We start from the raw sequence: 22079 nt of genomic DNA on the forward strand, positions 1-22079 counted from the left end.
GATCTGAGTCATGGGCTGTGTCCACTGTTAATCAGTGGACACAGCTTGCCTTGCTCTCAATTCGGGCGCTATGTGCTGATAAATTCGCGCTTACGTTTGTTGAACGTCAAAAGCCAGCGCTCGACGGCCCCACCTTCATCCATTTGGCACCCTGATAAGCCCTGCTGCCAGCGGCGACCGGCCGCCCGATTCGAACCGTGCCACGACGGCCCTACGGTCGGCCAGTCACGCGCTGCACCATCGCGTAGAGCACCGACATCTGCAAGCCGCTCTTGAGTGCGTAGTTCGGGTCGTATTGATTGGAGTAGCCCCACCAGTCGAAGCATGCATTCGGGTTCGTCGGCCCTGCCGCAGACGACGCAATCGTGTCGGGATACACGACCACCAGTTTGTTCGTGTCGGCCCATGCATTGATGCCGGCTTCCGTGACCCAGCGGTTTCCGATAAGTGACGCCTCCTGCAAACAGCCGTGGAGGGCGAGCACGAATCCGCACTTGTTGCCTTGCGCGCAGGCTTTGGGAACAAAAACGCTCCCAGTCGAACTCATAGAAAGGTTTGGCGACGCCCCGAACTCCGTTTGATCGAATGCGGACAGCGTACCCGACAGCTTTCCGTTGTTGCGCGGTTTCAATGGGCCGAGGAACATCGTCAGCCACGTTTTTACTGAGTCGTAAACTGCGCCATTCGCCGAGCAGCGCACCATGTATGGACTCCCGAGCGTGCCGCATGCAAGTTCGCCGTCAGGCGATTCCCAGCCGTGCTCGGCGGGATACGAATTGTCGAAGTGAACATTGGCTCCATAACGCTGGTATTCCGAGTTGAGGTCGGCCATCTCGAGCGGATTAACGACTTGGTCTTGCGTGCCGGACCAGAGGTAGACGGGCTGTCCACGCAGATTCGTCGCCGGGTCGATGGTGCCGAGGGACGATTGCGCGTCCAGGTACGTCTCGGATGCCGCAAGCGTGCTGTTGTACGACGCCTGATTCGACGGAAGCGTCAAGCCGCCACAGTTTGCCAAAGCTGTCGCGGCTCCTCCGGCGGCGGCACACCAGTACACCCCGCCAGCGTATACAGCGGCCCCTTTGAAGGTCGAAGAGTGGGCAACGTGCATCTGCACTGCCGCGAAACCGCCAGATGAGATACCCGCGACGAAGACCTTCGTCGGGTCAATCTGGTAGCGTTGAAGTTTTCCGATCTTGGACGTGTCCGCGGTGGGGTTCGACGTGGCCGCTAACGCCTTTGCCGATGCTGCCAATGCACCGGCCTCCGTACCGGCCGAATCGCCACCACCGCCGCACCCGGCGAGGCCGATCGCCAACACAGCTGCCGACGCTAACCGCAGGCCCAAAGCCATCGTCATCATTGTCGTCTCCTCGTCGGAGTGGGATAAATTGGCAACATCGCTCCGCCCGTCGAACTACCGGCCGTTTTCAGCTTCCGCCTAAGACTCGCTAACACAAGTCATCGACACAGCGCGAACAGCTGTTTACGGCGTGCGATGCGCCCGACGATACCCGGGTACAGCAAAAATCGCTCCCGTATCACTTGCAATCGTAAGCCTTAGGCGCGGAGTTAAAACGGTAAAGTCGAAGACTCCCAAACGACCGATTTACTCCAAACGAGCCGTTCGCGCCGCGGGGCCTTGATTGGGAGCCCATGGTCGGCCACGGAAGTTTGATGCTGGGCGCGGAATGGGAGGATCACTGGTGGCGCCTGGATTTCCGGGTTCGCCGTCTACGGTCCTTCGCAATCGGTCCGCGAACGGCCGCTCACGAGTGCCAAGCCGCCTTTGATCGCGTAGCAGTATCGGACACCCGTCGGCCATACTGTCTTCGACCTCTGTCCAAAGCGGTCTCCGCGTCCTTCAGAGCTAACTGAAATTGGTTTGCACGGCCATCTCTCGCGAAACCTTTGTACTGGTAAATCCGTGTCATCCAGCCACCCGATATGCCTGACCGCGCCGACTACTCGCGCACGCTGGGCACGCTTCAAGTCGTGCGCATAATGTCTCGTACCCGCTGACGAGTCATCGCATGACGAACTGGGTCAGTGTCGCTGAACTTCAACACGGCGACGAAGCGATTCGGCGACGGCTCGTTGTACGTTGCTCGCCGGTTTTGCTGGAGTGAAGGACCGTGATCCGCACGTCGCGGATGCGAGTCGATTGTTATGGCGCAAAGGCGCTGCGCTTTACGACGCGCCAGAAGAAGCGGGCCGGCCTGGCGCGCGCCGGCTCGCTCACGTCAGCGGCAAACCGGCGGTTGTGTCCGGCAACCACCGCTGCTTTCTACTTGCGACTGGCCAGCAGTCCGACCAGCACGCCAACGCCTGCAGCAATGCCGACGAACGTCCACGGCTGCTCATGCACGTAGTCATCTGTCGCATGCGCGGCTTTCCTGCTTTTCTCGACCACGATGACCTGCACGCCGGCGGCTTTTTCCTTGGCCTGCGTCAGGCGCGCCAGCGCCGTTTCACGCAGTTCTGAAGCGCGTTCGCTCGTGACGTTCGCAGCCTGTTTCAGCAGGTCTTCAGCGTCCGCGAGGATGGTTTTGAGATCCGACATGGCCCTCTCCTTGTTGATTTCCGACAGGGACAGCTCACTTCGGGCCACGCATGAATCGTACCCAAGGAAACAGCCGTTGGCGAACGGAATGCAGCCCCATCGTGCGAAGCCATAGGACTGCTGCGCGCCGATGCCTGCGAATTCCGCTATTTTCAGCAGTTCGCTTGCATCAAAATGCGGAAGTACGCCTTTCACCGACTCATCTGGCTAGCTACGCGTCTTCGGCTAACAGCATCGAGCGAGGGAAGCATTCCAGAGCGAGGAAAGCACTATGCCGAGAGAGATTCCGTGGGGTGATCCGAAAATTGGAACGCGGGCGGCCTTCCTCGCGATCACCATCGTCGGGTCAGGTCTGACTGGCTGCAGTTCACTGTACTACGAAGGCACGACTGCGGGTGCCGGTATCGCCGGGGCGGCCGTTGCCAGCACGGTAACCAGAAACGCCGCCGTCGCGAGCGGCATCGGACTCGGCGCATTGGCCGCTGCGAGAGCCGGCGTACAGTACTCTCAACGCGTCATGCGCACCTAGTCGCAGGACCAGATCGCTGCCGCAGCCGGACCGCTCGCGGTCGGCGCCGTCGCCCCGTGGTTCACGAAGCACAGCGTACCGATCGAGGCAGACGAGAAAGGCCGCGTAACCGTCAGCCGGGTAATTAGCGCCGATATGCTGGAGTGCAAGGAGATCGTTTTTTCCGTCGATACCGATGCGAAGAAGGATCAGCCCGCGACCAGTTCGTTCTACGTCGCGGCGGTGTGCCGCGACGGCAATCACTGGAAATGGGCGTCGGCGGAACCGGCAACGGCTCGCTGGGGCGCACTGCAATGAACGGCGGCCGCTATTTGGCGCTTGCGACCGGCGTCGCAGCGTGTTGCTCGTTAATGAGCGGCTGCCAGTCGATCGGCGCTTTCGCCGGCGCAGCGGCCGGCATATCGACGGGCGTCGTAACCAGCAATCCAGCCATCGGCGTCGGCGTTGGCATTGCGGTGCAGGCCGCCACCGACGAAGCCGTCAAGCGCGTGATGAAGTCGTTTCATGACGACCAGCAGATGACGATCGCCGCAACGGCGGGCGAATTGCCAGTCGGCGAAACGAAGCCGTGGCGGGTCAAACACGTTCTACCGATCGAAAACGGTCACGGCGAGGTCCGTGTACTACGCGAGGTCGCCAGCGCACTGGCGACCTGTCGCGAGTTTGCGTTCTCGGTCATAGAGGGCGAGAAACCCGGCGCTCCCGCCACCTGGTTCCTCGCCTCGATCTGCAAGGATCAGAACGGCTGGAAATGGGCTTCGGCCGAGCCTGCTGTCGGGCGGTGGGGTGCCTTGCAGTAGAGACAGGTAGTCGGCACAACAGAAGCCGTAAGAAAAACAGCGTGCGGAACGTCCCTCATTCGTCCCGGTGCGCACGAAATTGCAACGACGGACACCAGTGCCGTTCCGGACCGCCATCCGGCGTCTCGACGTCCAGACATGAGGCGCTCGGGCACGACGATTGCGCATCGCTGGCAACCAGTCATCCGCAAGCGCCAATGAACACAGGGTGGAAGGCAAAGTGTGGGGAGCACCGGTCACATCCCGGACGCCATCGGCGGTTTGGCTGGCGATAGTTGACCCGGGTTTCCGGTAAAGCGCGTGAGCGACAAGGCGCAGCATTTATTTAAATGCGACGGACATCCGTCCCGACAGGAAAGTGGAAAGCGCTCGTGCGGCGAAGGGCGTCAGCCTCAGCTGGCTTCCTTGTCGATGTGTGATGGTCGCCACGCAGTGGCGACCTTGACCGGCGCGCCTGTCCAGCAACGTGTGGGGCAGATAACCGCGATTATTGGCTAATCGTGGCAACGGAGGGGCGAAAGCTCTGCCGATCTCAGCCCGGACTCACGGCAGGAGCATGATTCATATGTCGGTTCAATCGAGGATTGCGAAGTGGCGACACGTCGGTCGCTTCTGTGCGCAACGGGTCTCTGATTACGGCGAGCTTTTCGGAATCGAGCTCGCCGAGACGAAGTCCCGGCTGTTGCATGAAGTCGTTGCGTTGGTAGCGCTTGCGGTCGGCACGCTCTTCACGCTTTCCTTTCTGTGCATTGCCATCATCGTCTCAGCGATCGGGACGTCCTATTTCCTTGCTGTGGTCTGGGGCGTCGCAGGCACCTGGGCTATCGTGACCGTGGCCGCTTTTCTCGTCGTGCGCACGCGGCACCTGGCCCAACCGTTCCAGACCTTCCGATCGGAGCTCCAGCGGGATCTGGAGGCGATCAGGGAGGCAACGAAATGAACCGGCGACTTCGGCAACATGCGGACGCGCAGGCCGCTGTCCTCGCGCGCATGGACGCAGCGCGCACCGAATTCCTTTCCGGCGCCCGCGCATTGCAGGTGCCCGCATCCGCAAGAACATCGGCAAAGTACCGCGTCACCGGCATAGCCCGAACGGTATTGCAAACGTCAAACACCGCCGTGATCGCCGCGCTCGTCGCCGGTTCGGTCGTCATCGGACCGAGACGATTATTTGGCATCGCGATACGGGCAGCCCTGACCGCCTGGGTCACGAGAACGGTAAGCGCATTCGCTGGCCGGACAGTACGACCCATGACTGACCGATAAAAACGATGGTTGGTGCCGAATGGGCATTTGCCGCCGCCTGAAGCGATCGATATCTTGCTGAACGGCACAGACGATCAAGAGTCGTAGACTCCGCTTCGGGCACCCTGCAGGTAAGGTACGCACCTGCCGCATTCCCACCCCGTTCCTTGCGGGTTCGGAAATGTCCCCGGAACCCGCTTTCCACATCCGGTACCGTCAGCAACCAAAAGCCGTGTTTGCCAGCTCAGGTCTTCAAGTGACTGTCATGACGGTTGGAACCGTTATCCTCCGACTTTCGGGGCCCCTGTGCCGCCTTAAAAGGGAGAATCCGCGACCTTCGATTGGCAATTACCGTGTGCGGAATCCGGGGCACGCAGGCTCGGCAGGGCGGACCGGATCCGTCATCCTGAGGAAATCGGCTGGCCGGGCACTTGCGGCCACCGGGCATACTACGTGCTGCTCGAAGCGAAACAGGAAAAATGATGGAGCCGTCATGGCGCAGCGCCTGCCAGTCGGAAGAATTGCTGCATGGTTTGTTGCCGTGCTGGCGGTACTGATTGCGGCACTCGTCGTGTTTTTCCTGACTTTCGACTGGAACCGCGCGCGGCCGTGGATCGACGACAAGGTCACGCAGGCGATCGGCCGGCAGTTCCTCATCACCGGCGACCTGAAGATCGGCTGGCAGCGTCCGCCGAGCGAAACCGGCTGGCGGCGCTGGGTGCCGTGGCCACGCTTTTCCGCACAGAACATCACGATCGCGAATCCGGACTGGGCCAGACACCCGCAATTCGCCACCCTCGACGAGATCGATTTTCAGGTTGAGGTTCTCCCGCTGCTGGCACGCGACATCGTGATTCCGACGATCAACCTGGTCAACCCGTCGATCGATCTCGAACGCCTCAAAGATAACCGCAACAACTGGACGTTCAGGTTCAACCAACCGACCGGGCCGTCCACGTGGCATCTCAACCTGCACGACATCGCGTTTGCGACGGGTCACGTTGCGTACGCCGACCAGATCAACCAGGCCGACATGCAGGTCGTCGTCGATACCCTCGGTCAGCCCGTACCGATCGGTGACGTCATGAAGCAGCAGGAGCAGGCGTCGCGCGAATCGTCGGCGCAGGTGGTCGGCAAGAGCGGCGCGACCCAGCTCCACAAGCAGGTCGAAACCAGGCAGGTCGAAGCGTCGGCGGCATCGGAGGCGTCCTCTGCCGCGGCCGCGAGCAGCGGCCCGGCGAGTCCGGCGAGCACGTCGGCGAATACCGGCACGACCAGTCAGCAGAAGTCGAAGCCTTCGGTGCCGCCTTATGGTCTCGGCTGGACGGTCAGGGGCACCTACAGGAAGACGGCTGTGTCGGGCAGCGGCAAGGTGGGAGGCGTGCTCGCGCTGCAGGACACGACGCGGCCGTTCCCCGTGCAGGCTGATGTGAAGATCGGCGATACGCATATCGCGCTGGCCGGTACCGTGACCGCCCCGGCGCACCTCGCCGCGCTCGACCTGCAGCTGTGGCTGCAGGGCGTCAGCATGGCGCATCTCTATCCGATCGCTGGCGTGCCATTGCCCGAAACCCCGCCGTACGCGACCGAAGGGCGGCTCGTCGGAGAGTTCGCGAAAGACGGCAATGTCTTCAAATATGAGAACTTCACGGGTCGCGTCGGCGGCAGCGACCTGAACGGCTCGACGGTTTACGTGGGTAAGAAGCCGCGGCCGATGCTGTCGGGTGAAGTCGTGTCCAACCTGCTGCAATTTTCCGATCTCGCTCCGATCATCGGCGCCGACACCAACGCGAGCAAGGCGAAGCGCGGCGAGGAAACCAGGCAGCCGGCGAACAGGGCGTTGCCGGTCGAGGAATTCAGGACGGATCGCTGGAAGGCCCTCGATGCCGACGTGAAGTTCACCGGCCGCCGCATCATCAAGGACCCGGCTCTGCCGATCACCGATCTCTACACCCACGTGATCCTGACCGACGGCGTGCTGACGTTCGAGCCGCTCAAGTTCGGCGTGGCGGGCGGGACGCTGGCATCGAACATTCACCTCGATGGCAGCACGGCGCCGCTCAAGGGACGCTTTGCGACGCAGGCGCGGCACCTGAAGCTCAAGCAACTTTTCCCGACCGTGAAGACGATGCAGTCGGCGCTCGGCGAAGTGAATGGCGACGCGGCGTTGTCGGCAACGGGAAATTCTCCCGCGGCGCTGGCGGCGACGTCGAATGGCGAAGTGAAGGCACTCGTCACCGATGGCACAATCAGTCGCCTGTACATGGAAGCGGCGGGGCTGAATGTGGCGAACGTGGTCTACGAGAAGCTCTTCGGCAAGCGCGACGTGAAGATCAACTGTGCGGCGGCGGACTTCGTGGTGACGAACGGCGTGCTGGAATCGCGCGTGTTCGCCCTCGATACTGACGACGCCGTGATCAACATGGATGGTCACATCGATCTGCGGACCGAGCAGATGGATCTCGGGATCCATCCGCATACCAAGGGCTTCAGGGTAGTTACGCTGCGCTCGCCGCTATATGTGAAGGGGACGTTCAAGAACCCGCACGTCGGTGTGAATGCCGCCGCGCTGGCCGTGCGTGGCGGGGCGGTGGTGGTGCTCGGGCTGGTCAATCCGTTTGCGACGCTGATTCCGCTGATCGCGCCGAGCAACAACAAGCCGCTGCCATGTGCGCAGATGCTCGCCGACATGCGCGCGGCGCCGAGCGCACCGCCGGCGGGGCAGAAGCAGCGTGAGAAGGCGGCACCGGCGTACCTGGCGTCGGGCACAGCGGGTCCGGCAGAGGATAGTCCGGGCGGCTCCGCGCGCGCACAGGCGGCAAGGAAGACGGCACCTGCGGGTCCAGCGGCAGCCAGCGAGGCGCAGTACCGGGGACGTTGAGCCTGAATGTGATGCGCGACGCGCTTTTCGCACTAACGGGCGATGAGCGCCTTTCGATCAACGACCTGAAGGCGCTGGGCTTATCAGCAGGGCTCCGAGGCAACGTCCGCAGGCAGGGTACCGGAACGGATGACGTTGGGCTGGGGGGCCGCCGCCCGCGCTTATCGCGAAGTCAACTGGAGGCAGGCGCGGTACTTGCGTGCCTGACGTTCAGGGCGATCCTCCGTGGCGGAGACGTAGATGACGCTCATACATGGTCGGCGACTGCCGGTTACCGCGATACCTTCGTTCCTCTCACTGGCCATTGGCGTGGGTCAACGGTTCAGCACGGACCGGTGCACCATGATGGCCGCGAGCATTGCGTTCTACTGCGCCTTTTCGCTGGCGCCGACCCTTCTGATCGTGCTGGCTGTCGCCGGGTGGTTTTTCGGCGCCGACGCGGCGCGCGGCCAGCTGTTTGGCCAGATCAATGGGCTGCTGGGCAACGAGGCCGCCGCGGCCGTCCAGACGATCGTGGAGCATGCCCGACACCCCAGTACGGCGGGTCCAGCCGCCCTCCTTTCGGCTGCCCTCCTCGCGTTCGGCGCATCGGCAACCTTTGCCTCGCTGAATACCGCGTTGAACGTGGTGTTTCCAGCCGCAGTGCGGTTCGGCGCGGTAAGCAGTATTGCCCTGCTGGTCAAGGTGCGGCTCATCTCGTTCGGGCTCGTCATGGGGGTCGCCTTCCTGCTGGTGGTTTCGCTCGTACTGGACACGACCATCAGCTTTATCGGCGCAAGGCTGTTCGGCAGCTCGCCGCTGATTGTCGTCGGCGGGATCGCACACTTTTTTTTGGCCTGGCCGTGTTGAGCGCGGCCTTCGCAGCGTTGATCAAAATGTTGCCTGACGCGCCCGTGCGCTGGCGGACCGCATGGTCGGGCGCGGTCGTGTCGGCGTTGCTGTTTTCGGGTGGACGCAAGCTGTTCGCCCTCTATCTTGCTCAAGCCGGAACAGCCAACGCATTTGGTGCAGCCGGCTCACTTGCGGCGCTCATGATGTGGCTGTACTTCTCGGCAGCAGTGCTGTTGCTTGGCGCCGAAATCGCCGCCGAGGTTGGTCGCCTGAAAAGCCAGCCGGCCCATGTCCGCAGCCACGCGGTGCGCGAGCATGACCGCATGCCAGATGCTGAATTGCCGCACGACCGGCTCCGCCAGAGGCAATCAGTCATGCTTCATCACTCATACGAAGACCAGTACGTCAGGAATCTGGTCACCTGGGGTGCGATGTTGTGTCTCAAACATCGTTCGAAGGCCGCTGTGCGGGTCCTTCAAAGGTGCTGCCGCTTACCGTTTATCGAAGGGCGGACGGCCTGGTCCTGCTGTTGAACAGCTATGACAAGCCGATTGGCGCGGACGATTCATTCAGACCTGTCGAATTCGATGCGCCCGGGTTGGCCACAGCGAGTGTGTCCATGCTGTTACGGCCTGCCTATGGCGCAATGGACGGTATGCCGGACTGCTTCTTTAGCGACGCGAACGCGCCATGGCTATCCCGAAGTGATGCGCAGGAATATGTGTCACGCATCGAGGAATGCCTGGGAATCCGGTTGCCCGCGGATGCTTCCCCATTCTCGCGAGCGGCGGCCTCGGCCCGCTTCGAGCGCGAGCGCGCTGGAGTGCGGAGCCGCTCGGAAGGGAATGCTTCCTGAGGGTCGTCGCCGGGCCGCGTGACCCACGCGCTCTCCGAACCATCCAGGGCATCGGGGCATCCGTGTTCGTCCGGTTGCCACGTCAACCGGGGAGTTCGCCGTGCACCTTATCACCTATTGAATGCATTTCGTTCAGCAACACTGACGAGTCCTCGTGCAGTGTCTGAGTCGTCGCTCGGCACTCACGCTCAAGAATGTTTGTTGTGCGGTTATGGGTAGGCGGGATCGACAAGTGTTCCGATAAGCCGCAACAACTCGGCATGCTCTGGTCCGTGTGCGTCACACACGAGGAAATCGCCGACGGCTGTTTCGGATGTATGGCCGCCCGATGACATGTTGGGCTCATGTCGAATGAACACGCGTCCTGAATCCAGGTCCCGAACCAGCCACCAACGATCGCCATTGGAACTCCGATAAAGATCCCGTGCTCGCTGCGTCATGAACCCACCTCTCAATTTTGGCTGGCGACAATTCGGTGGCGCAAAACACATGCCAACGCATGCATATCGTGGTCTCCTTGTTTTCGGTGCACAGGGTACCGCTAGGCGTCTGGTGATTAACCGAACGGAAAAAAATGCACATAAGCCGTCTGATCAAGCTGAAGCCGGTAAGCACTGACCGAGCCCCGAGGCTCACCCTCGGGCAGCTGCGCCAGCGGATCGATTCGTGCGCACACCACGATCGAAAAATCCATCAACACGGTCAACCGTCCTTCGCGGGTATCCGTTGTTTGAATCATGCCGCAGGAACTGCGGGTTTTTGATCCTCTGTCAACAAAGGAGACAAATCATGAAGAAAGTAATCGTTGCAGCGCTTGCTACGGCGCTCACCCTTGCCACCACGGCTGCATTCGCGCAGGCAAGCGGCGCGATGTCGAGCAGCGAGATGGCGAGCGGCACGATGGCTAAGGAGCCGATGTCAAAAGACACGATGAAGAAGGGCAAGACGAAACACAACAAGATGAAAAAGGGCAGCGATGCAACGGGCGTGAAACCCGAAGCGTCAGGCACGATGGGGCAGTAAGCAAATCACCCTTCATGGCCGCTGTGGAGATGAGCGCCGGTTTTTTCAAACGCAATCGGTCACGTCTCGACTGTTTGAAGCCGGGGACAAACAACCCTGGCTTCTGGATGCAAACGGGCGGATAACAGCACCGACGCCGGCGCCGCAGCGACCGGGGCTAGCGCAACGATGAACAACCCCGCAGCCGCCGGAGCCATGAGCCCGGGTAGCGCGGCAGCAGCGTCGGGTTCAAGCCAGTGACAGGGCAACTGGGAGGCGCCCGGAAGCGTCACTCACAGCACGGTGCCAGGGCTGTATCCCGCAGTTCTACACGACATCTCCGGGAGACCGACAAGCGGAGGAATTGCGGTCTCCCCGGCTGGAAAGAGGAGATCGCATCATGATATCCAGATTCAGCTATCAGACCAACATCTGCGGTGGCGATTTTCAGCACGTCAGGGACTGTTTTTTCGAATGGAAGCGACAACCGCTCGTGTATCGCCAGAGCCAGCCGATGTTCGAAGGCAAAGAGGAAGTCCGTCCGCTGTCGGACAGCGCGTTCGGTAATGGTGAAGTGGCGCACATCGTGCTCACGCAGGTGTGCGATCCGCGGGACCCGTACGCATTGGCAGCTGAAATCCGCGACGGCGACCACGACATGTGGCTGGTCATGGCTGCCTACGACGAATGAGATTCCCGGGTACTTGGGTGGTTCGCGATGTGCCGCAAGCCTGAAAAGAGGCCCGGGCTGCCGGCTACCGAAACGTGGGAGAAAGTCATGCCATCCGGAGCAAAACATCCCGCCGCTGTAGATCTGGTGCGTTGCCAGATTGAATATTTCGTTGAACTGGCGCGGGCCAGTTCGTACATTGCCAGTACGCTGTCATTCGCCACGCAACGGGAAGCGATCGCCGAATCGTTTAGTGAATTTATGGAGTGCCACGGCGCGCAGGATTTTTCTGTGTTCGTTGAACTCCTCGCTCGTCGCCTCGAGGAAAGGCGGAGTCCCGAAGCTGCGCGCGCAGTTCGCCAGGACCTGCGCTTGCAGCTCAGCGTAGCGCTGTAATTTCGCGAACCAATCCGCAGGGTGCCGGGTGGACCCGTGGAAAGTCGGGACATCGACCGGCACGCATATCAGCCACACCCGTGCACCGTTTGGCGGCGCAGGACTCTGCTGCTTTCATGGTTTCCTGGGAGGCACCATGCGAGAACCGATGCGGTCCACCACAAAACGGTCAAATATCCGCTTCGCTCGACGTGTCACAGGCATGGTTGTTGCGCACGTGAACAAACTGAGTGAACGTAGAGTGCGCGACCGTTGACGGCCAGATACTGCGGATGCGGACAAACATGAAGCGTCCACCGATCCGGGGAAGTTCCGATTCCACGAATCCTTGTATTTGTTACTGCCAGCAATGAACCACACTCCAGCCTCACGACATCGTCAGGCATTGATCGTTGTGCCTGGCGTCCTCCGCGATCCGGGTGGCTTTGCGGACGGACTTTGGGCCCTGTCAGTTCGTTGCCCGACAGGACAGCTCCGGATCGCCACGCTGTGGCAGTTGATTAGGCCGTACATCTCGCACCTGATACCGACCCGCGCACGTTGCGACCGCAAGGCGGGTTTCGAGGAACTCAGTCTGGTCTTTGCCGGAACGCCTGGCGAAGCGTTACCCGCGATGGTCGACCATCTTGCGGCGCAGTCATGGGTGCTCGATGCGTGGTTCGTTCCATGACAGCCCTTACGGGTTTTTCCATTGACGACGCCTGATCAATCTGGAGATCCTGATTGACGGGTTGCCTCAAAGAGTACCGGGGGAGGAGAGTGAGACGCTGCGGTGACGCGTAATCGCGCTCCGACGACCGGACAGCGAAGGCAGCGCCCGGAAAAGCCGGGAGTCTGCCAGATGGATAGAAGAGCAGTGTTGAACCTTCAGGAGCAACATGAACTTTTTTCCCTGCACGCTGGTTTATGTGGATCTCGATGCACGCCCCGGTCCCAATGCAACGAATCGCGACCCTCTGTCGTACGTGAGTCAGGCGATCTGCCTGAACAACAGTTTGCGACAGGTGGGCATGCCCACGCTGACCATCATGAGCAACGCGCCCGCCGAGGTCGCGCGACGGCTCGACAGCATGGCGCCGGAGAATCGTCCCGCGCTGATGAGGTTGAACGCGACCATCGAGTTGTCGAAGGACACGCCGTTCTACGCGGCGCATTTCAAACTGGATCTGCTGGATCAGGTCGCTGGCGCGTTACCCGCCGACGCCATGCTGCTGCTGCTCGACACGGATATGGTAGCGATGCGCCCGCTCGAGCAGAAGCTGATCGAACGATGCGCTGAAGCAGGTCTCGGCGCGTTCGACATCTCCGATCAGGTATTTCCGGCGTATGGGAGCGAAAAGGTCGTCGCCGATCTGGAAATCGTCGCGGGCCGGCGCTTAAGGAATCCACGCTGGTACGGCGGTGAGTTTCTGCTGGGTACCCCCGCGGCGTTGCGCCGGCTGGTGCTGCGCGCGCGCAGCACTTACACGCGATATGTCGATGAAATTGATCGGTTGGGGCATCACGGTGACGAGGCGTTTATCTCGGCGACACTGAACGCACTGGCCGATGAAGGACAGGGAATTGTCGAGGTCGGCGCTTACCAGGCGGTAGGCCGCCATTGGCCCGGCAATAATTATCGCGACTTGCGGTGGTTTCGCGGCTGTTCGTTCATCCACCTGCCGGGCGGTAAGGCGTTGCTTGAGAAAGAAGCCCGTTATGCCGGATTCGTGCCGCAGCGCTTCTGGTGCCGTATGCGCGCGGCGCACCTGCGTGGCCGCGTGCGTTACGCCTTGAAATGGATCGCTCGCGCGCTGAGTGTCGAGCGCCCCGCGACACGTTTTGCTTGCACGATGCGTCGCCTGAGAAGCCAGACAATGCGCTAACAGCAGGCGGAAGCCCCGGCCTGGCGTGCTGCCTGGAAGGTGTTAGGCACTTTCTGCTAGGGACATGTCCCTATGCGCGCCGTAGCGGGATATGAGAGAAAGTCCAATTGAATCTTTCCGGAGCCGATCAAAGGAGCACGGCAATGAAGATCCAGTATTTCCTTGTGGCGGCCGCCGTAGCCATGATGACTTGCCCGGCATTTGCCCAGCCACAGACGTCTGTGGAGATCAAAAACGGAACCGACAAGACCACCGTGACAGGAACGGCAACGGTAGTTGCTACGGTCGTCGCCATTGATCCCGCTACCCGGACGGTCACGCTCAAGGACAAGAACGGCCGGGTCGAAGAACTTGAGGCGGGCGAGGAAGTGCGCAACTTTGATCAGCTCACGGTTGGCGATGTGGTCACCACCGAGTACCGGGAAGCGAGGTCCCTGAGTCTCACAAAAACAAGCGGCCCGCGGTCTGCCAGGGAGCGGCAGATCTTACAGCCAGCCGGGTCCGGGACCAAACCGGGCGGCACTATCAGTCGTGAGGTGACGGTAGTGGGCGATGTCGTTGCCGTTGATGCAAAGGGGAAGCACGTCACAATAAAGGGACCGCAGGGCACGGTGGATGTGTTGGTGGACCCCGAGCAGCTGAAGAACATTCGCGAGGGTGATCAGGTTGAAATTGTGCATACCGAAGCGGTTGCGATATCGGTCACGCCCGGAACAACCAAGTAGTCACCGGGAGAGATCAGGTGTCGCGTTTTGCGCCATTCTGGCAAAGCGAGGCCGGCTTCCCTTGAACCGAGTTGCTGACGGCCAAATTTTCGCCTTATCTGACCTAATTGGTCGACGCTACGGTGGACCCTCACGACCATGGTCATGCTTGCGCCGCGGGTTTGTGAGTTCTGAAACCGACTGTTTCAAGAGTACTAGTAGGAAGAAATGACGCACCCATCGACACAATTCATTGGGGCCTCCTGCTTCATTTCCACTCACAATCGCGCACGTCTCAAAACACGTTGCCATTCTATGCGCTGCATATGTGCAGTGTTCCGGGATTTGAGTGAAGAACGTCAGTAGTGTTCCCCCTCGACCGCTAGACCGAGCATGCATATTGCACCCTGCTGAAATGCGTCCGGTCTGATTGCTCTAAGCCGACGAGGCCGCAAGCTCATACGACACGTTTCGTTACACACAAGTACATCGGTAATTCCCTCTCCCGATAGTGTGGTTTGAAGAACAACGAGTGGGGCATTGTATGAAGAGAATCCTTGTGTTGACGCTAGTTGCCATATGTATGGGAAGCGCGTTGAGCGGCTGCATCGTCGTTCCCGAAGGCGGCGAATATCATCACCATCACGATTACGACCGCTACTAACGGAAGCTGGGGCGGCGTTGAACCAGCCGCACTGACCTGCCTATACCTATTGGAAAGGAGGACAGAATGAACATCACATCCAGTCGTCTCTTCGCCATAACGCTCGTTACGGGTCTTGGCATCGGCGTATCGTCCGTCGCACTCGCGCACGTCGACGTTGGCGTCGGTATCGGAGTGCCCGTGTCACGGATCGGCGTAATGAGGCCATTCCGGGATCGGCGTAATCGAGCCACCAGATGATCGCCGTAATCGAGCCAGTGCAGGATCGGCGTATTGGAGCCACTCGATGATCGGCGTATAGGAGCCACCTCAGGATCGGCGTAATCGGGCCACTTGACCGGCTCGTTGTTATGTCGGGCTGCAGCCCGAAACGCATTTCGAATTTCCGCAACCCGGTACCTTCGGATTCTTTGCCCGGAGGGCCGATGAGTAGAAGGAGGTTCGAAGTGTTTGAGTATCGACAGGTCCTGGCGCGCATGCGTCAGGGCGATTCCGACCGCGACATTGCCAGCGCGCGCCTGATGGGGCGCAGCAAGCTGAAGACTGTACGGCAGGTCGCGCTTAACCAGGGCTGGCTCGATCCCGGGCGCCCTTTGCCAGACGACGCCGAACTCGCTGGCATCTTCGGCCGCAATCCGAAGCTGCCTCGCAGTTGCGTCTCCACGCTTGAGCCGTTTCGCGATCTGTTGCGGGGCTGGTTCGATGCCGACGTACAAGGCACGACGATCTTCAGCGCGCTGCAACGCAACCACGGTTACACCGGCAGCTACTCGGCGGTACGCCGCTTCCTGCTGCACCTGAAGGCCGAGCGAGGCGTCACCGCGACGACGATCCTTGAGTGGGCGCCAGCTGACGCCGTGCAGGTGGACTTCGGCGCCGGGCCGGTGCTCACACACGAGTCCGGCATTGCGCTCAAGACGTGGTTCTTCGTCATGACCCTGTGCTGGTCGCGGCATCAGTACGCCGAGATTGTGCTCGACCAGACGGTCGAGACATGGCTGGCCTGCCATCGGCGTGCGTTCGAATGGTTCGGTGGCTGCCCAGGTCGCGTCATCATCGACAACGCGAAGTGCGCGATCACGAAGGCCTGCATGTACGATCCCGAGGTACAGCGCTCGTATGCTTCGGCCGCCGAAGCGTACAGTTTCCGGATTGACGCATGTCCGCCACGGGATCCGCAGAAAAAAGGAATCGTTGAATCGGGCGTCAAATACGTCAAACGATCCTTCGTGCCGCTGCGCGAGTTCCGCGATCTGGCCGATGCCAACCGGCAGTTGCGTGACTGGGTGATGCAGCAGGCCGGTGTACGCGATCACGGCACAACACGTGAACAGCCGCTGGCGCGCTTCGCCATCGAGAAGCCCCTGCTCACGGCACTGCCCGATGTGCCGCCGGTGCTCGCCGTGTGGAGCGAGGTCAAGGTGCATACGGATGGGCACGTCGTCTACAAGAAGGTGCTGTACTCCGTGCCGTTCACGCTGGTCGGCAAGCAATTGTGGCTGAAAGCGACCGACACGGTGGTGCAGGTGTTCCACCGGCATGAGCTCGTCGCGACACACGCTCGCAAGCGCAAGCCCGGCGATCGCTCGACAGTACGGGACCACCAGCCCCCTGAAGCGCAGGCCTGGCTTGAGCACGACCCCCAGTGGTGTCTGGCCCGGGCCAAAGAGATCGGGCCAGCCTGCCATGCGGTGATTCTCGCGCTGTTCAACAACACGGTGCTCGTGAACCTGCGCGGCGCGCAGGGCATCGTGCGTATGCGAGAGAAGTACGGCGATGCACGACTGAACGCCGCCTGCGAACGCGCGCTCACGTTCTCCAGCCCGAAGTACCGCACCATCAAGACCATTCTCGACAAGGGGCTGGACAGCCAGCCTGCGGGGGCCCTGGCGCAAACGCCGGCGCCCGCCGACACCTATCTGAACGGCGGCCGCTTCGGCCGCGATCTCCAATCTATCCTGCTGCATTGAACACCATGAATCCGAGTCCAGAACTGAATTCCATCCTCAAGCAACTGCGCCTGTCGGGCATCCTCGACTCGCTCGAGCAGCGCAACCGCCAGGCCATCGACGGGCAGCTCGCCTACACCGAGTTCCTCGCCATGCTGCTGCATGACGAGGTCGCGCGGCGCGACCAGAAGAAGCTCGGCGCGCGGCTCGCCCGCGCCGGTTTCGCGCTAGGCAAGACGCTCGAGAGCTTCAACTTCGACCTGCTGCCCAAGCTCAATCGAGCGCACATTCACGATCTGGCCACGGGCCGCTACATCGACGAGAAGGTCTGCATTCTGATGGTCGGCCAAACGGGCGTCGGCAAGTCGCACCTGGCTCAGGCCCTGGGCCACTGCGCTGCCCGCCAGGGGCGCGACGTGTTGTTCATCACGCAGACTGACCTGCTCAAGAAGCTGCACGCGGCGCGCGCCACAGGCCTTTACGAACGCAAGTTCCAGCAGTTCGTGCGCTCGCCCCTGCTGATCATTGACGACTTCGCGCTCAAACCCCTGCATCCGCCCCACGACGAAGACTTCCACGATCTGATCGCCGCCAGGTATGAGAAAGCCGCGACGGTCTTGACTTCAAATCTCGACTTCAGCGAATGGGGCGACGCGTTCCCCGATAACCGCATTCTTGGCGCCGCCACGCTTGACCGGCTACGCCACGGCGCCTATCGGGTGGTGATCGAGGGCGAGAGCTTCCGCAAGCCCAAACCAATGCCTGAAAATAGCGAAACCGCCGTTGCAAAATCCGGCAAAAAACAGCATTCTTGAGTCCCTTCGAAATCGCGTTTCGGGGCCACTTCTGGTGGCCTCATTATGCCGATCATCCCCGGCTCGATTACGCCGATCCGTGACAACCCGCGCCAACGTACGCGCCGGCACAGCCGTCGAACCGCAACCGGAGTATGCACAACCTCCAGGCGTTGTTGTCGTGACACCGGGCTGGTACGGTGACAGGTACTATGACGGACATCGTTATTGGGCGCGTCGAGAGTGGGAGGAGCGCCATCACGAATGGGCGCGAGGTGATTGGCGTCACGACCACTAACGCAGCCTCGGGCGGAGCGGGCGAAAAATCGTGCGAGCCGGCTCCGCCCGACCAGCAGCTTTGCCTCATGTATGTGAATCGCGGCAATCAGACTTCCGTACGGACGTCTGTGCTGTCTACTTCGGCGACCTAGCGGACGGGGACAACGAGTTGAGTGGTCAGGGAACCAATGCGGCGCGTGGCTGACGAGATACTCGAACTGACGCACGCCAGCACAATCGGGATATCGGTCGTCGACCAGACCTACCGGTTTTTTCGAAGCTTCACGCACGTCGCCGATGTCGGAGCAATGATATTTGCCCTCACATACGACTGCGCACTTCCTGGTCCATATTCTCTACGAGCACAACAGGACATCCGCGAGGTCGTCCAGCGACAATGGTTTGGTGAGGTAAAAGTCAAACACGCGTTCGTCTCTCTGAAGTCTGCTGGCGTCATGGGCATAACCCGTCACTGCTACCATCTTCGTGAGAGAACATTGCGCGCGTTGTCTGAGAAGGCGGGCAAGCTCAAGGCCATCCATGTCGGGCATGCTGATATCAAGCAGGGCAACATCGGGGGTGAACGATTCTACAATCGCGAGCGCTTCAGGCCCGCTTTGCGCCCGCCTCACTTCGTGACCTTCCAGTTCCAGTAACGTGGTCAGTGCCTCCGTGGTGTCCGCGTTGTCGTCCACCAGAAGGATACGAACCGGTGCCCCCCTGAGCATCGTGGCCGCGGTGGGCTCGTCCGAACCTTCGCAGACAATCGGCAATCGCACGGTAACCTCCGTACCCTGACCTTCGCCAGCGCTCGCAATAGCGATAGTGCCGTTGTGTGCGCTCACCAGATACTTCACGACAGCCAGTCCGATTCCCAGTCCCCCTTCCGCACGCTTCCGTGCTGAAGGCGACTGGACGAACATATCAAAGACGTGTGGCAGCACGGAAGCTGAAATGCCCGTGCCGTTGTCCCTCACCGTGATAACAGCGTTGCGAGGCGAAGCGTTGTGCATCGACTCAATGCTCACATCCGGTGCGTCGACCACCAGCGCGATGTTGCCGTCGGAGGGCGTGTATTTCACGGCGTTCGATAACAGATTCGCCACGACCTGGGTGAGACGGGCGAGGTCCGCATGAACGCGAACCGGATACGTCGGAACCGTGACCTGCAGTCGGTGCTGACCGTTGCTGACGTCGGCCTTCACCGCAGCCACCGCGTCGGCCACGATGTCCTGCAGCGAGCCATACGAAGGACGGACTGAGAGTTTGCCGTGCCTTATCCGCGACGCATCGAGCAGGTCGCTGACCAGTCGCTTCAGTAGTCGTGTCTGCCGTTCCGCGATGGCCAGGGCAGACAGCACCGCGGGCTGTCCCGAGGAAAGTTTCCGCGCTGCCGTCAGTGCGCTGTCAATGGGCGCAATGGGATTACGCAGTTCGTGGCCGAGCATCGCAATAAAGTCGTCCTTGCGTGTTTCAGCTGCTGCCAGGGCGTTCCTCGCCGCCTCCGCTTCTGCCGCCCGGGCTTCCGCGTCGGCCTTCGTCCGCGCGATGGTGAGCGCAGCGCACGTGAAGTTCGCCAGACTGGTGAGGATTCGACGGTGCTCGGCGTCGAAGCGATGATGCTCGTCATGAGACATCACCCAGAGCGTGCCCCACGGCTCGGGTTCGCCCGGAATCGGCACCACCAGTTCTTCAACAGCTTTGGGACTAAGGCGTTCCAGGTGCGCAAAGTGGCGTCGGGGAAATGAAAACAGTTGCGCCGCACCAAGCTCGAGCGCGATACCACTTGGACTGTCTTCAACCGCCGTAACGGTGCCCGCGAGGGCGGTGCCGTGGCCCGCAAGCGCGGACCAGCGCAACGCCATTGCGCCATCGGCACCGCGTTCCAGCAGACCGATACCGGCGCTATCGGCACCGCACAGATTCAGCGCCATATCGGCCAGCGTCTGCAGCACTGCGCCGTCCGACGAAGTGAGCGCTTGTGCCAGGCGGTGCAACGCGTTGCTCTCGGCAGCGAAGTCGGGCGCGCGTTGGGGGCGTTCGTCTAAAGCCGTTGTGATTAACGTGCCCGCACGCCATGCGCGGTCCGCTGCGGGTGACGCGTCCGGTCCGGCCATATGCGCTCCACGGTTGTAATTTGTATTAAGGATGCACGGAAAAAATTGCCGTGCTGGATGAATTGTAGCCCCCACAACTTAAGAGTCATGGCGGTAATACCGACGCTGCCTGCGTCAGCGACAAAGCCGGGGTAGGAACGCCAATTGCGATGCTACTGGTTGCCCTCTCGGGCGAACAGGGTTCCCTGGATTGGCGACGATACTGCTTGTAGATGACGACCCGAATATTCTGCGCCCGCTTAGACTACTGCTTGAGCGGGAAGGATACAGCGTGCTCACCGCGCCAGACGGGCAAGCCGCGCTGGCTGCGGCTGTCGTCGAGAGTCCGAATCTCATCGTGACCGACTGGATGATGCCGCGCCTTGATGGTGTTGGACTGTGCCGGGAGCTCAGGGACGACGCGGCAACCGCCGACATTCCAGTGGTCATGCTGTCAGCCGCGTCACCGCCTCCTCCGGTGGAGCCGCTGTGGGATGTTCTTTTGCCGAAACCCACACCCATCGCTCGACTAACAGAGGTCATTTGCACTCTGCTGAGGGGGTGCGATTCAGGCGCGCCGGCTCATGCGCTCAAGCGATGAGATATCCCGTCACCGTCCCTTTGGCGTAACTTTACCTGCTAAACCGGCAAACTGCTGACCAGCGACATCGCGTTGAAATTAAGGAAACGCATCACTTCAGTCCCGAGCCGCACGCAGTGCTGCTTTCTAGCATTCTTTCTTGTATGGTGCCGTACGGGGGCCTATCTTAAAGTAGCTCTCGTACAGGAGACGGCCATGGACTGCGGGGTGGTAAGTGTGCATTTCGACAGCCGGCACCTGTTTCTCGACCTGGCTGACGGTCGGGCTGTCCAGTTTCCACTGGACCGGTTCCCTGTCCTGCGGGCAGCTACAAAAGCGGAGCGCGGGCATTTTGCAATCTCTTTGGACCGCCAGCAGTTGTACTGGCCGGAACTGGACGAAGAGATGAACATCACCGCTTTGTTTCAGTCTTCGCGAGACAGCAAGCAACACTAGCGACTTTTCCTGCAGAGTATCCGACGCTGTCCGTCGAACGCGACGCCGCAATTTCTCCATTCTCGACTTGCCGGTTTGTTTCTTCCGGCGGGACGTTGTCTGCATTCCACCTACGCTCTCGTAAAGCTCGATATTGGGCAAACGCGACGGGCGCCGTTCAGGTTTTGTTGAAATTTCTGCCGTCTCGCCCGTACTATAAGGCGACACGTGGAAACAATCTTTCGAGACCCTATCGTGGAAGCCCTTGAACTAGAACCCCGTGTTTCAACAGACGGCGTCGTATTTCCGCTATCACTTGGTGGGCGCGACATCGCGTGCGTCGTCACGCGCGAGACACTCGAGCAGCATTTCTGGGTGCAACCTGGCGCAACTGATGCGCGCGTTCTCAAGGCCTTCTCCGAAGGCCGCGGGCGCATTGTGGCTTTGGCGGAACGAAAGGCTCGCGCGCGACCGGGCGAGCGTATCGTGCTGACCGTTGATGACTTCGGCCCAAGGAAATAGCGCGCCCGGGCATCCTTGACGTCACAAACATGGATTGCGCTGTGCGTCCGATGACGGTTCGCGGACGTTCTCGTCGGTGAATTACGAACAACTGAGACGGCGTCATAACGACTGTTTGCAACGGGCACATGTCGTTAAGGGTTATTCGATGCCTGCCGTCGGCCACAGGAACACGGCCGGTCTACGCCCCCAAGATAGCGCGTTTGTAGGCTTGTCCAATTTTCCATCCTTCGACCGGAATTTTGCCGGGAAAGAACGGACCGAAACGAGCTTCGAATACTTCGAATTAATTCTGTGTTCTGAGCATACGATCGACCGATCGACTCATTTGTTTCAAAATAAATCCAGGCGCCACGCGACTCATCATCTTGAGCTGATTCGCCTGACCTGGACGAATTTCAAATCGATTGGTTTGCAT

General features: G+C 60.8%; 18 protein-coding genes and 2 pseudogenes. 16 read left to right on the top strand and 4 right to left on the bottom strand.

The annotated features are described in order from the left end of the window. Positions 1 to 211: 211 nt before the first annotated feature. Positions 212 to 1363, bottom strand: coding sequence for an extracellular catalytic domain type 2 short-chain-length polyhydroxyalkanoate depolymerase (locus P3T25_RS46490; RefSeq protein ID WP_429364333.1), 1152 nt, complete (start codon positions 1361 to 1363; stop codon positions 212 to 214). Positions 1364 to 2287: 924 nt separating this feature from the next. Continuing rightward, positions 2288 to 2590 carry a DUF883 family protein gene (locus tag P3T25_RS46495; RefSeq protein ID WP_429364363.1) on the bottom strand — a complete coding sequence of 101 codons (303 nt, stop codon included), beginning with the start codon at positions 2588 to 2590 and terminating at the stop codon, positions 2288 to 2290. 244 nt (positions 2591 to 2834) lie between these two features. Between P3T25_RS46495 and P3T25_RS46500 the strand changes: the two are divergent. The 5 genes and pseudogenes from P3T25_RS46500 to P3T25_RS46520 all read left to right on the top strand — a co-directional run. Beyond that, positions 2835 to 3389, top strand: a pseudogene (locus P3T25_RS46500) (hypothetical protein). Next, positions 3386 to 3892 (top strand): hypothetical protein, encoded by a 507-nt coding sequence (locus P3T25_RS46505; RefSeq protein ID WP_429364335.1) that lies wholly within the window; start codon positions 3386 to 3388, stop codon positions 3890 to 3892. Before P3T25_RS46500 ends, P3T25_RS46505 begins: the two are co-directional and overlap by 4 nt. 565 nt (positions 3893 to 4457) lie before the next feature. Continuing rightward, on the top strand, positions 4458 to 4832 hold the full coding sequence (locus P3T25_RS46510; RefSeq protein ID WP_429364337.1) for a phage holin family protein: 375 nt from the start codon (positions 4458 to 4460) through the stop codon (positions 4830 to 4832). A 798-nt stretch (positions 4833 to 5630) separates the two neighbouring features. Further along, the gene (locus tag P3T25_RS46515) at positions 5631 to 8018 is read left to right on the top strand and encodes an AsmA family protein (protein ID WP_429364339.1); all 2388 of its coding nucleotides are present in this window, start codon (positions 5631 to 5633) and stop codon (positions 8016 to 8018) included. A 240-nt stretch (positions 8019 to 8258) separates the two neighbouring features. After that, a pseudogene (locus P3T25_RS46520) lies at positions 8259 to 9127 on the top strand (YihY/virulence factor BrkB family protein); the annotation flags it as partial. Positions 9128 to 10261: 1134 nt separating this feature from the next. Here P3T25_RS46520 and P3T25_RS46525 read toward each other — a convergent pair. Beyond that, the gene (locus tag P3T25_RS46525) at positions 10262 to 10444 is read right to left on the bottom strand and encodes a hypothetical protein (protein ID WP_429364341.1); all 183 of its coding nucleotides are present in this window, start codon (positions 10442 to 10444) and stop codon (positions 10262 to 10264) included. A gap of 50 nt (positions 10445 to 10494) precedes the next feature. Between P3T25_RS46525 and P3T25_RS46530 the strand changes: the two genes are divergently transcribed. The 8 genes from P3T25_RS46530 (at position 10495) to istB (ending at position 17770) form a co-directional block, all read left to right on the top strand. Continuing rightward, complete coding sequence (locus tag P3T25_RS46530; protein WP_429364343.1) at positions 10495 to 10728, top strand: pentapeptide MXKDX repeat protein; 234 nt, start codon at positions 10495 to 10497, stop codon at positions 10726 to 10728. 379 nt (positions 10729 to 11107) lie between these two features. Continuing rightward, on the top strand, positions 11108 to 11398 hold the full coding sequence (locus P3T25_RS46535; RefSeq protein ID WP_429364345.1) for a hypothetical protein: 291 nt from the start codon (positions 11108 to 11110) through the stop codon (positions 11396 to 11398). A gap of 87 nt (positions 11399 to 11485) precedes the next feature. Then, positions 11486 to 11773 carry a hypothetical protein gene (locus P3T25_RS46540; protein ID WP_429364347.1) on the top strand — a complete coding sequence of 96 codons (288 nt, stop codon included), beginning with the start codon at positions 11486 to 11488 and terminating at the stop codon, positions 11771 to 11773. A gap of 394 nt (positions 11774 to 12167) precedes the next feature. Then, positions 12168 to 12443 carry a hypothetical protein gene (locus tag P3T25_RS46545; protein WP_429364349.1) on the top strand — a complete coding sequence of 92 codons (276 nt, stop codon included), beginning with the start codon at positions 12168 to 12170 and terminating at the stop codon, positions 12441 to 12443. A 208-nt stretch (positions 12444 to 12651) separates the two neighbouring features. After that, positions 12652 to 13638: a hypothetical protein gene (locus P3T25_RS46550; protein ID WP_429364351.1), complete on the top strand. Its 987-nt coding sequence runs from the start codon at positions 12652 to 12654 to the stop codon at positions 13636 to 13638. Between the two features lie 143 nt (positions 13639 to 13781). Further along, positions 13782 to 14363, top strand: a complete 582-nt coding sequence (locus P3T25_RS46555; protein WP_429364353.1) for a hypothetical protein — start codon at positions 13782 to 13784, stop codon at positions 14361 to 14363. 1089 nt (positions 14364 to 15452) lie between these two features. Next, positions 15453 to 16976, top strand: a complete 1524-nt coding sequence (gene istA, locus P3T25_RS46560) for an IS21 family transposase (RefSeq protein WP_408518856.1) — start codon at positions 15453 to 15455, stop codon at positions 16974 to 16976. Positions 16977 to 16981: 5 nt separating this feature from the next. Next, positions 16982 to 17770: an IS21-like element helper ATPase IstB gene (gene istB, locus P3T25_RS46565; RefSeq protein ID WP_408518857.1), complete on the top strand. Its 789-nt coding sequence runs from the start codon at positions 16982 to 16984 to the stop codon at positions 17768 to 17770. 614 nt (positions 17771 to 18384) lie between these two features. Here the strand turns inward: istB and P3T25_RS46570 are convergent. Next, positions 18385 to 20145, bottom strand: coding sequence for a hybrid sensor histidine kinase/response regulator (locus P3T25_RS46570; protein WP_429364355.1), 1761 nt, complete (start codon positions 20143 to 20145; stop codon positions 18385 to 18387). A gap of 190 nt (positions 20146 to 20335) precedes the next feature. Here P3T25_RS46570 and P3T25_RS46575 point away from each other — a divergent pair, with 190 nt between their 5' ends. From P3T25_RS46575 to P3T25_RS46585, 3 genes are all read left to right on the top strand, one after another. After that, positions 20336 to 20725, top strand: coding sequence for a response regulator transcription factor (locus tag P3T25_RS46575; protein ID WP_429364357.1), 390 nt, complete (start codon positions 20336 to 20338; stop codon positions 20723 to 20725). 195 nt (positions 20726 to 20920) lie between these two features. Continuing rightward, positions 20921 to 21160 (top strand): DUF2442 domain-containing protein, encoded by a 240-nt coding sequence (locus P3T25_RS46580; protein WP_429364359.1) that lies wholly within the window; start codon positions 20921 to 20923, stop codon positions 21158 to 21160. 234 nt (positions 21161 to 21394) lie between these two features. Then, on the top strand, positions 21395 to 21661 hold the full coding sequence (locus tag P3T25_RS46585) for a DUF1488 family protein (RefSeq protein WP_429364361.1): 267 nt from the start codon (positions 21395 to 21397) through the stop codon (positions 21659 to 21661). Positions 21662 to 22079 lie beyond the last annotated feature (418 nt).

This window comes from Paraburkholderia sp. GAS32 (assembly GCF_050434225.1).
Lineage (GTDB): Bacteria > Pseudomonadota > Gammaproteobacteria > Burkholderiales > Burkholderiaceae > Paraburkholderia > Paraburkholderia madseniana.

What these genes read in the sequence shown, in the direction of transcription:
- P3T25_RS46490 (WP_429364333.1), bottom strand. Translation starts at nt 1,363, where the DNA reads ATGATGACGATGGCTTTGGGCCTGCGGTTAGCGTCGGCAGCTGTGTTG.
- P3T25_RS46505 (WP_429364335.1), top strand. Translation starts at nt 3,386, where the DNA reads ATGAACGGCGGCCGCTATTTGGCGCTTGCGACCGGCGTCGCAGCGTGT.
- P3T25_RS46510 (WP_429364337.1), top strand. Translation starts at nt 4,458, where the DNA reads ATGTCGGTTCAATCGAGGATTGCGAAGTGGCGACACGTCGGTCGCTTC.
- P3T25_RS46515 (WP_429364339.1), top strand. Translation starts at nt 5,631, where the DNA reads ATGGCGCAGCGCCTGCCAGTCGGAAGAATTGCTGCATGGTTTGTTGCC.
- P3T25_RS46525 (WP_429364341.1), bottom strand. Translation starts at nt 10,444, where the DNA reads ATGATTCAAACAACGGATACCCGCGAAGGACGGTTGACCGTGTTGATG.
- P3T25_RS46530 (WP_429364343.1), top strand. Translation starts at nt 10,495, where the DNA reads ATGAAGAAAGTAATCGTTGCAGCGCTTGCTACGGCGCTCACCCTTGCC.
- P3T25_RS46535 (WP_429364345.1), top strand. Translation starts at nt 11,108, where the DNA reads ATGATATCCAGATTCAGCTATCAGACCAACATCTGCGGTGGCGATTTT.
- P3T25_RS46540 (WP_429364347.1), top strand. Translation starts at nt 11,486, where the DNA reads ATGCCATCCGGAGCAAAACATCCCGCCGCTGTAGATCTGGTGCGTTGC.
- P3T25_RS46550 (WP_429364351.1), top strand. Translation starts at nt 12,652, where the DNA reads ATGAACTTTTTTCCCTGCACGCTGGTTTATGTGGATCTCGATGCACGC.
- P3T25_RS46555 (WP_429364353.1), top strand. Translation starts at nt 13,782, where the DNA reads ATGAAGATCCAGTATTTCCTTGTGGCGGCCGCCGTAGCCATGATGACT.
- istB (WP_408518857.1), top strand. Translation starts at nt 16,982, where the DNA reads ATGAATCCGAGTCCAGAACTGAATTCCATCCTCAAGCAACTGCGCCTG.
- P3T25_RS46570 (WP_429364355.1), bottom strand. Translation starts at nt 20,145, where the DNA reads ATGGCCGGACCGGACGCGTCACCCGCAGCGGACCGCGCATGGCGTGCG.
- P3T25_RS46580 (WP_429364359.1), top strand. Translation starts at nt 20,921, where the DNA reads ATGGACTGCGGGGTGGTAAGTGTGCATTTCGACAGCCGGCACCTGTTT.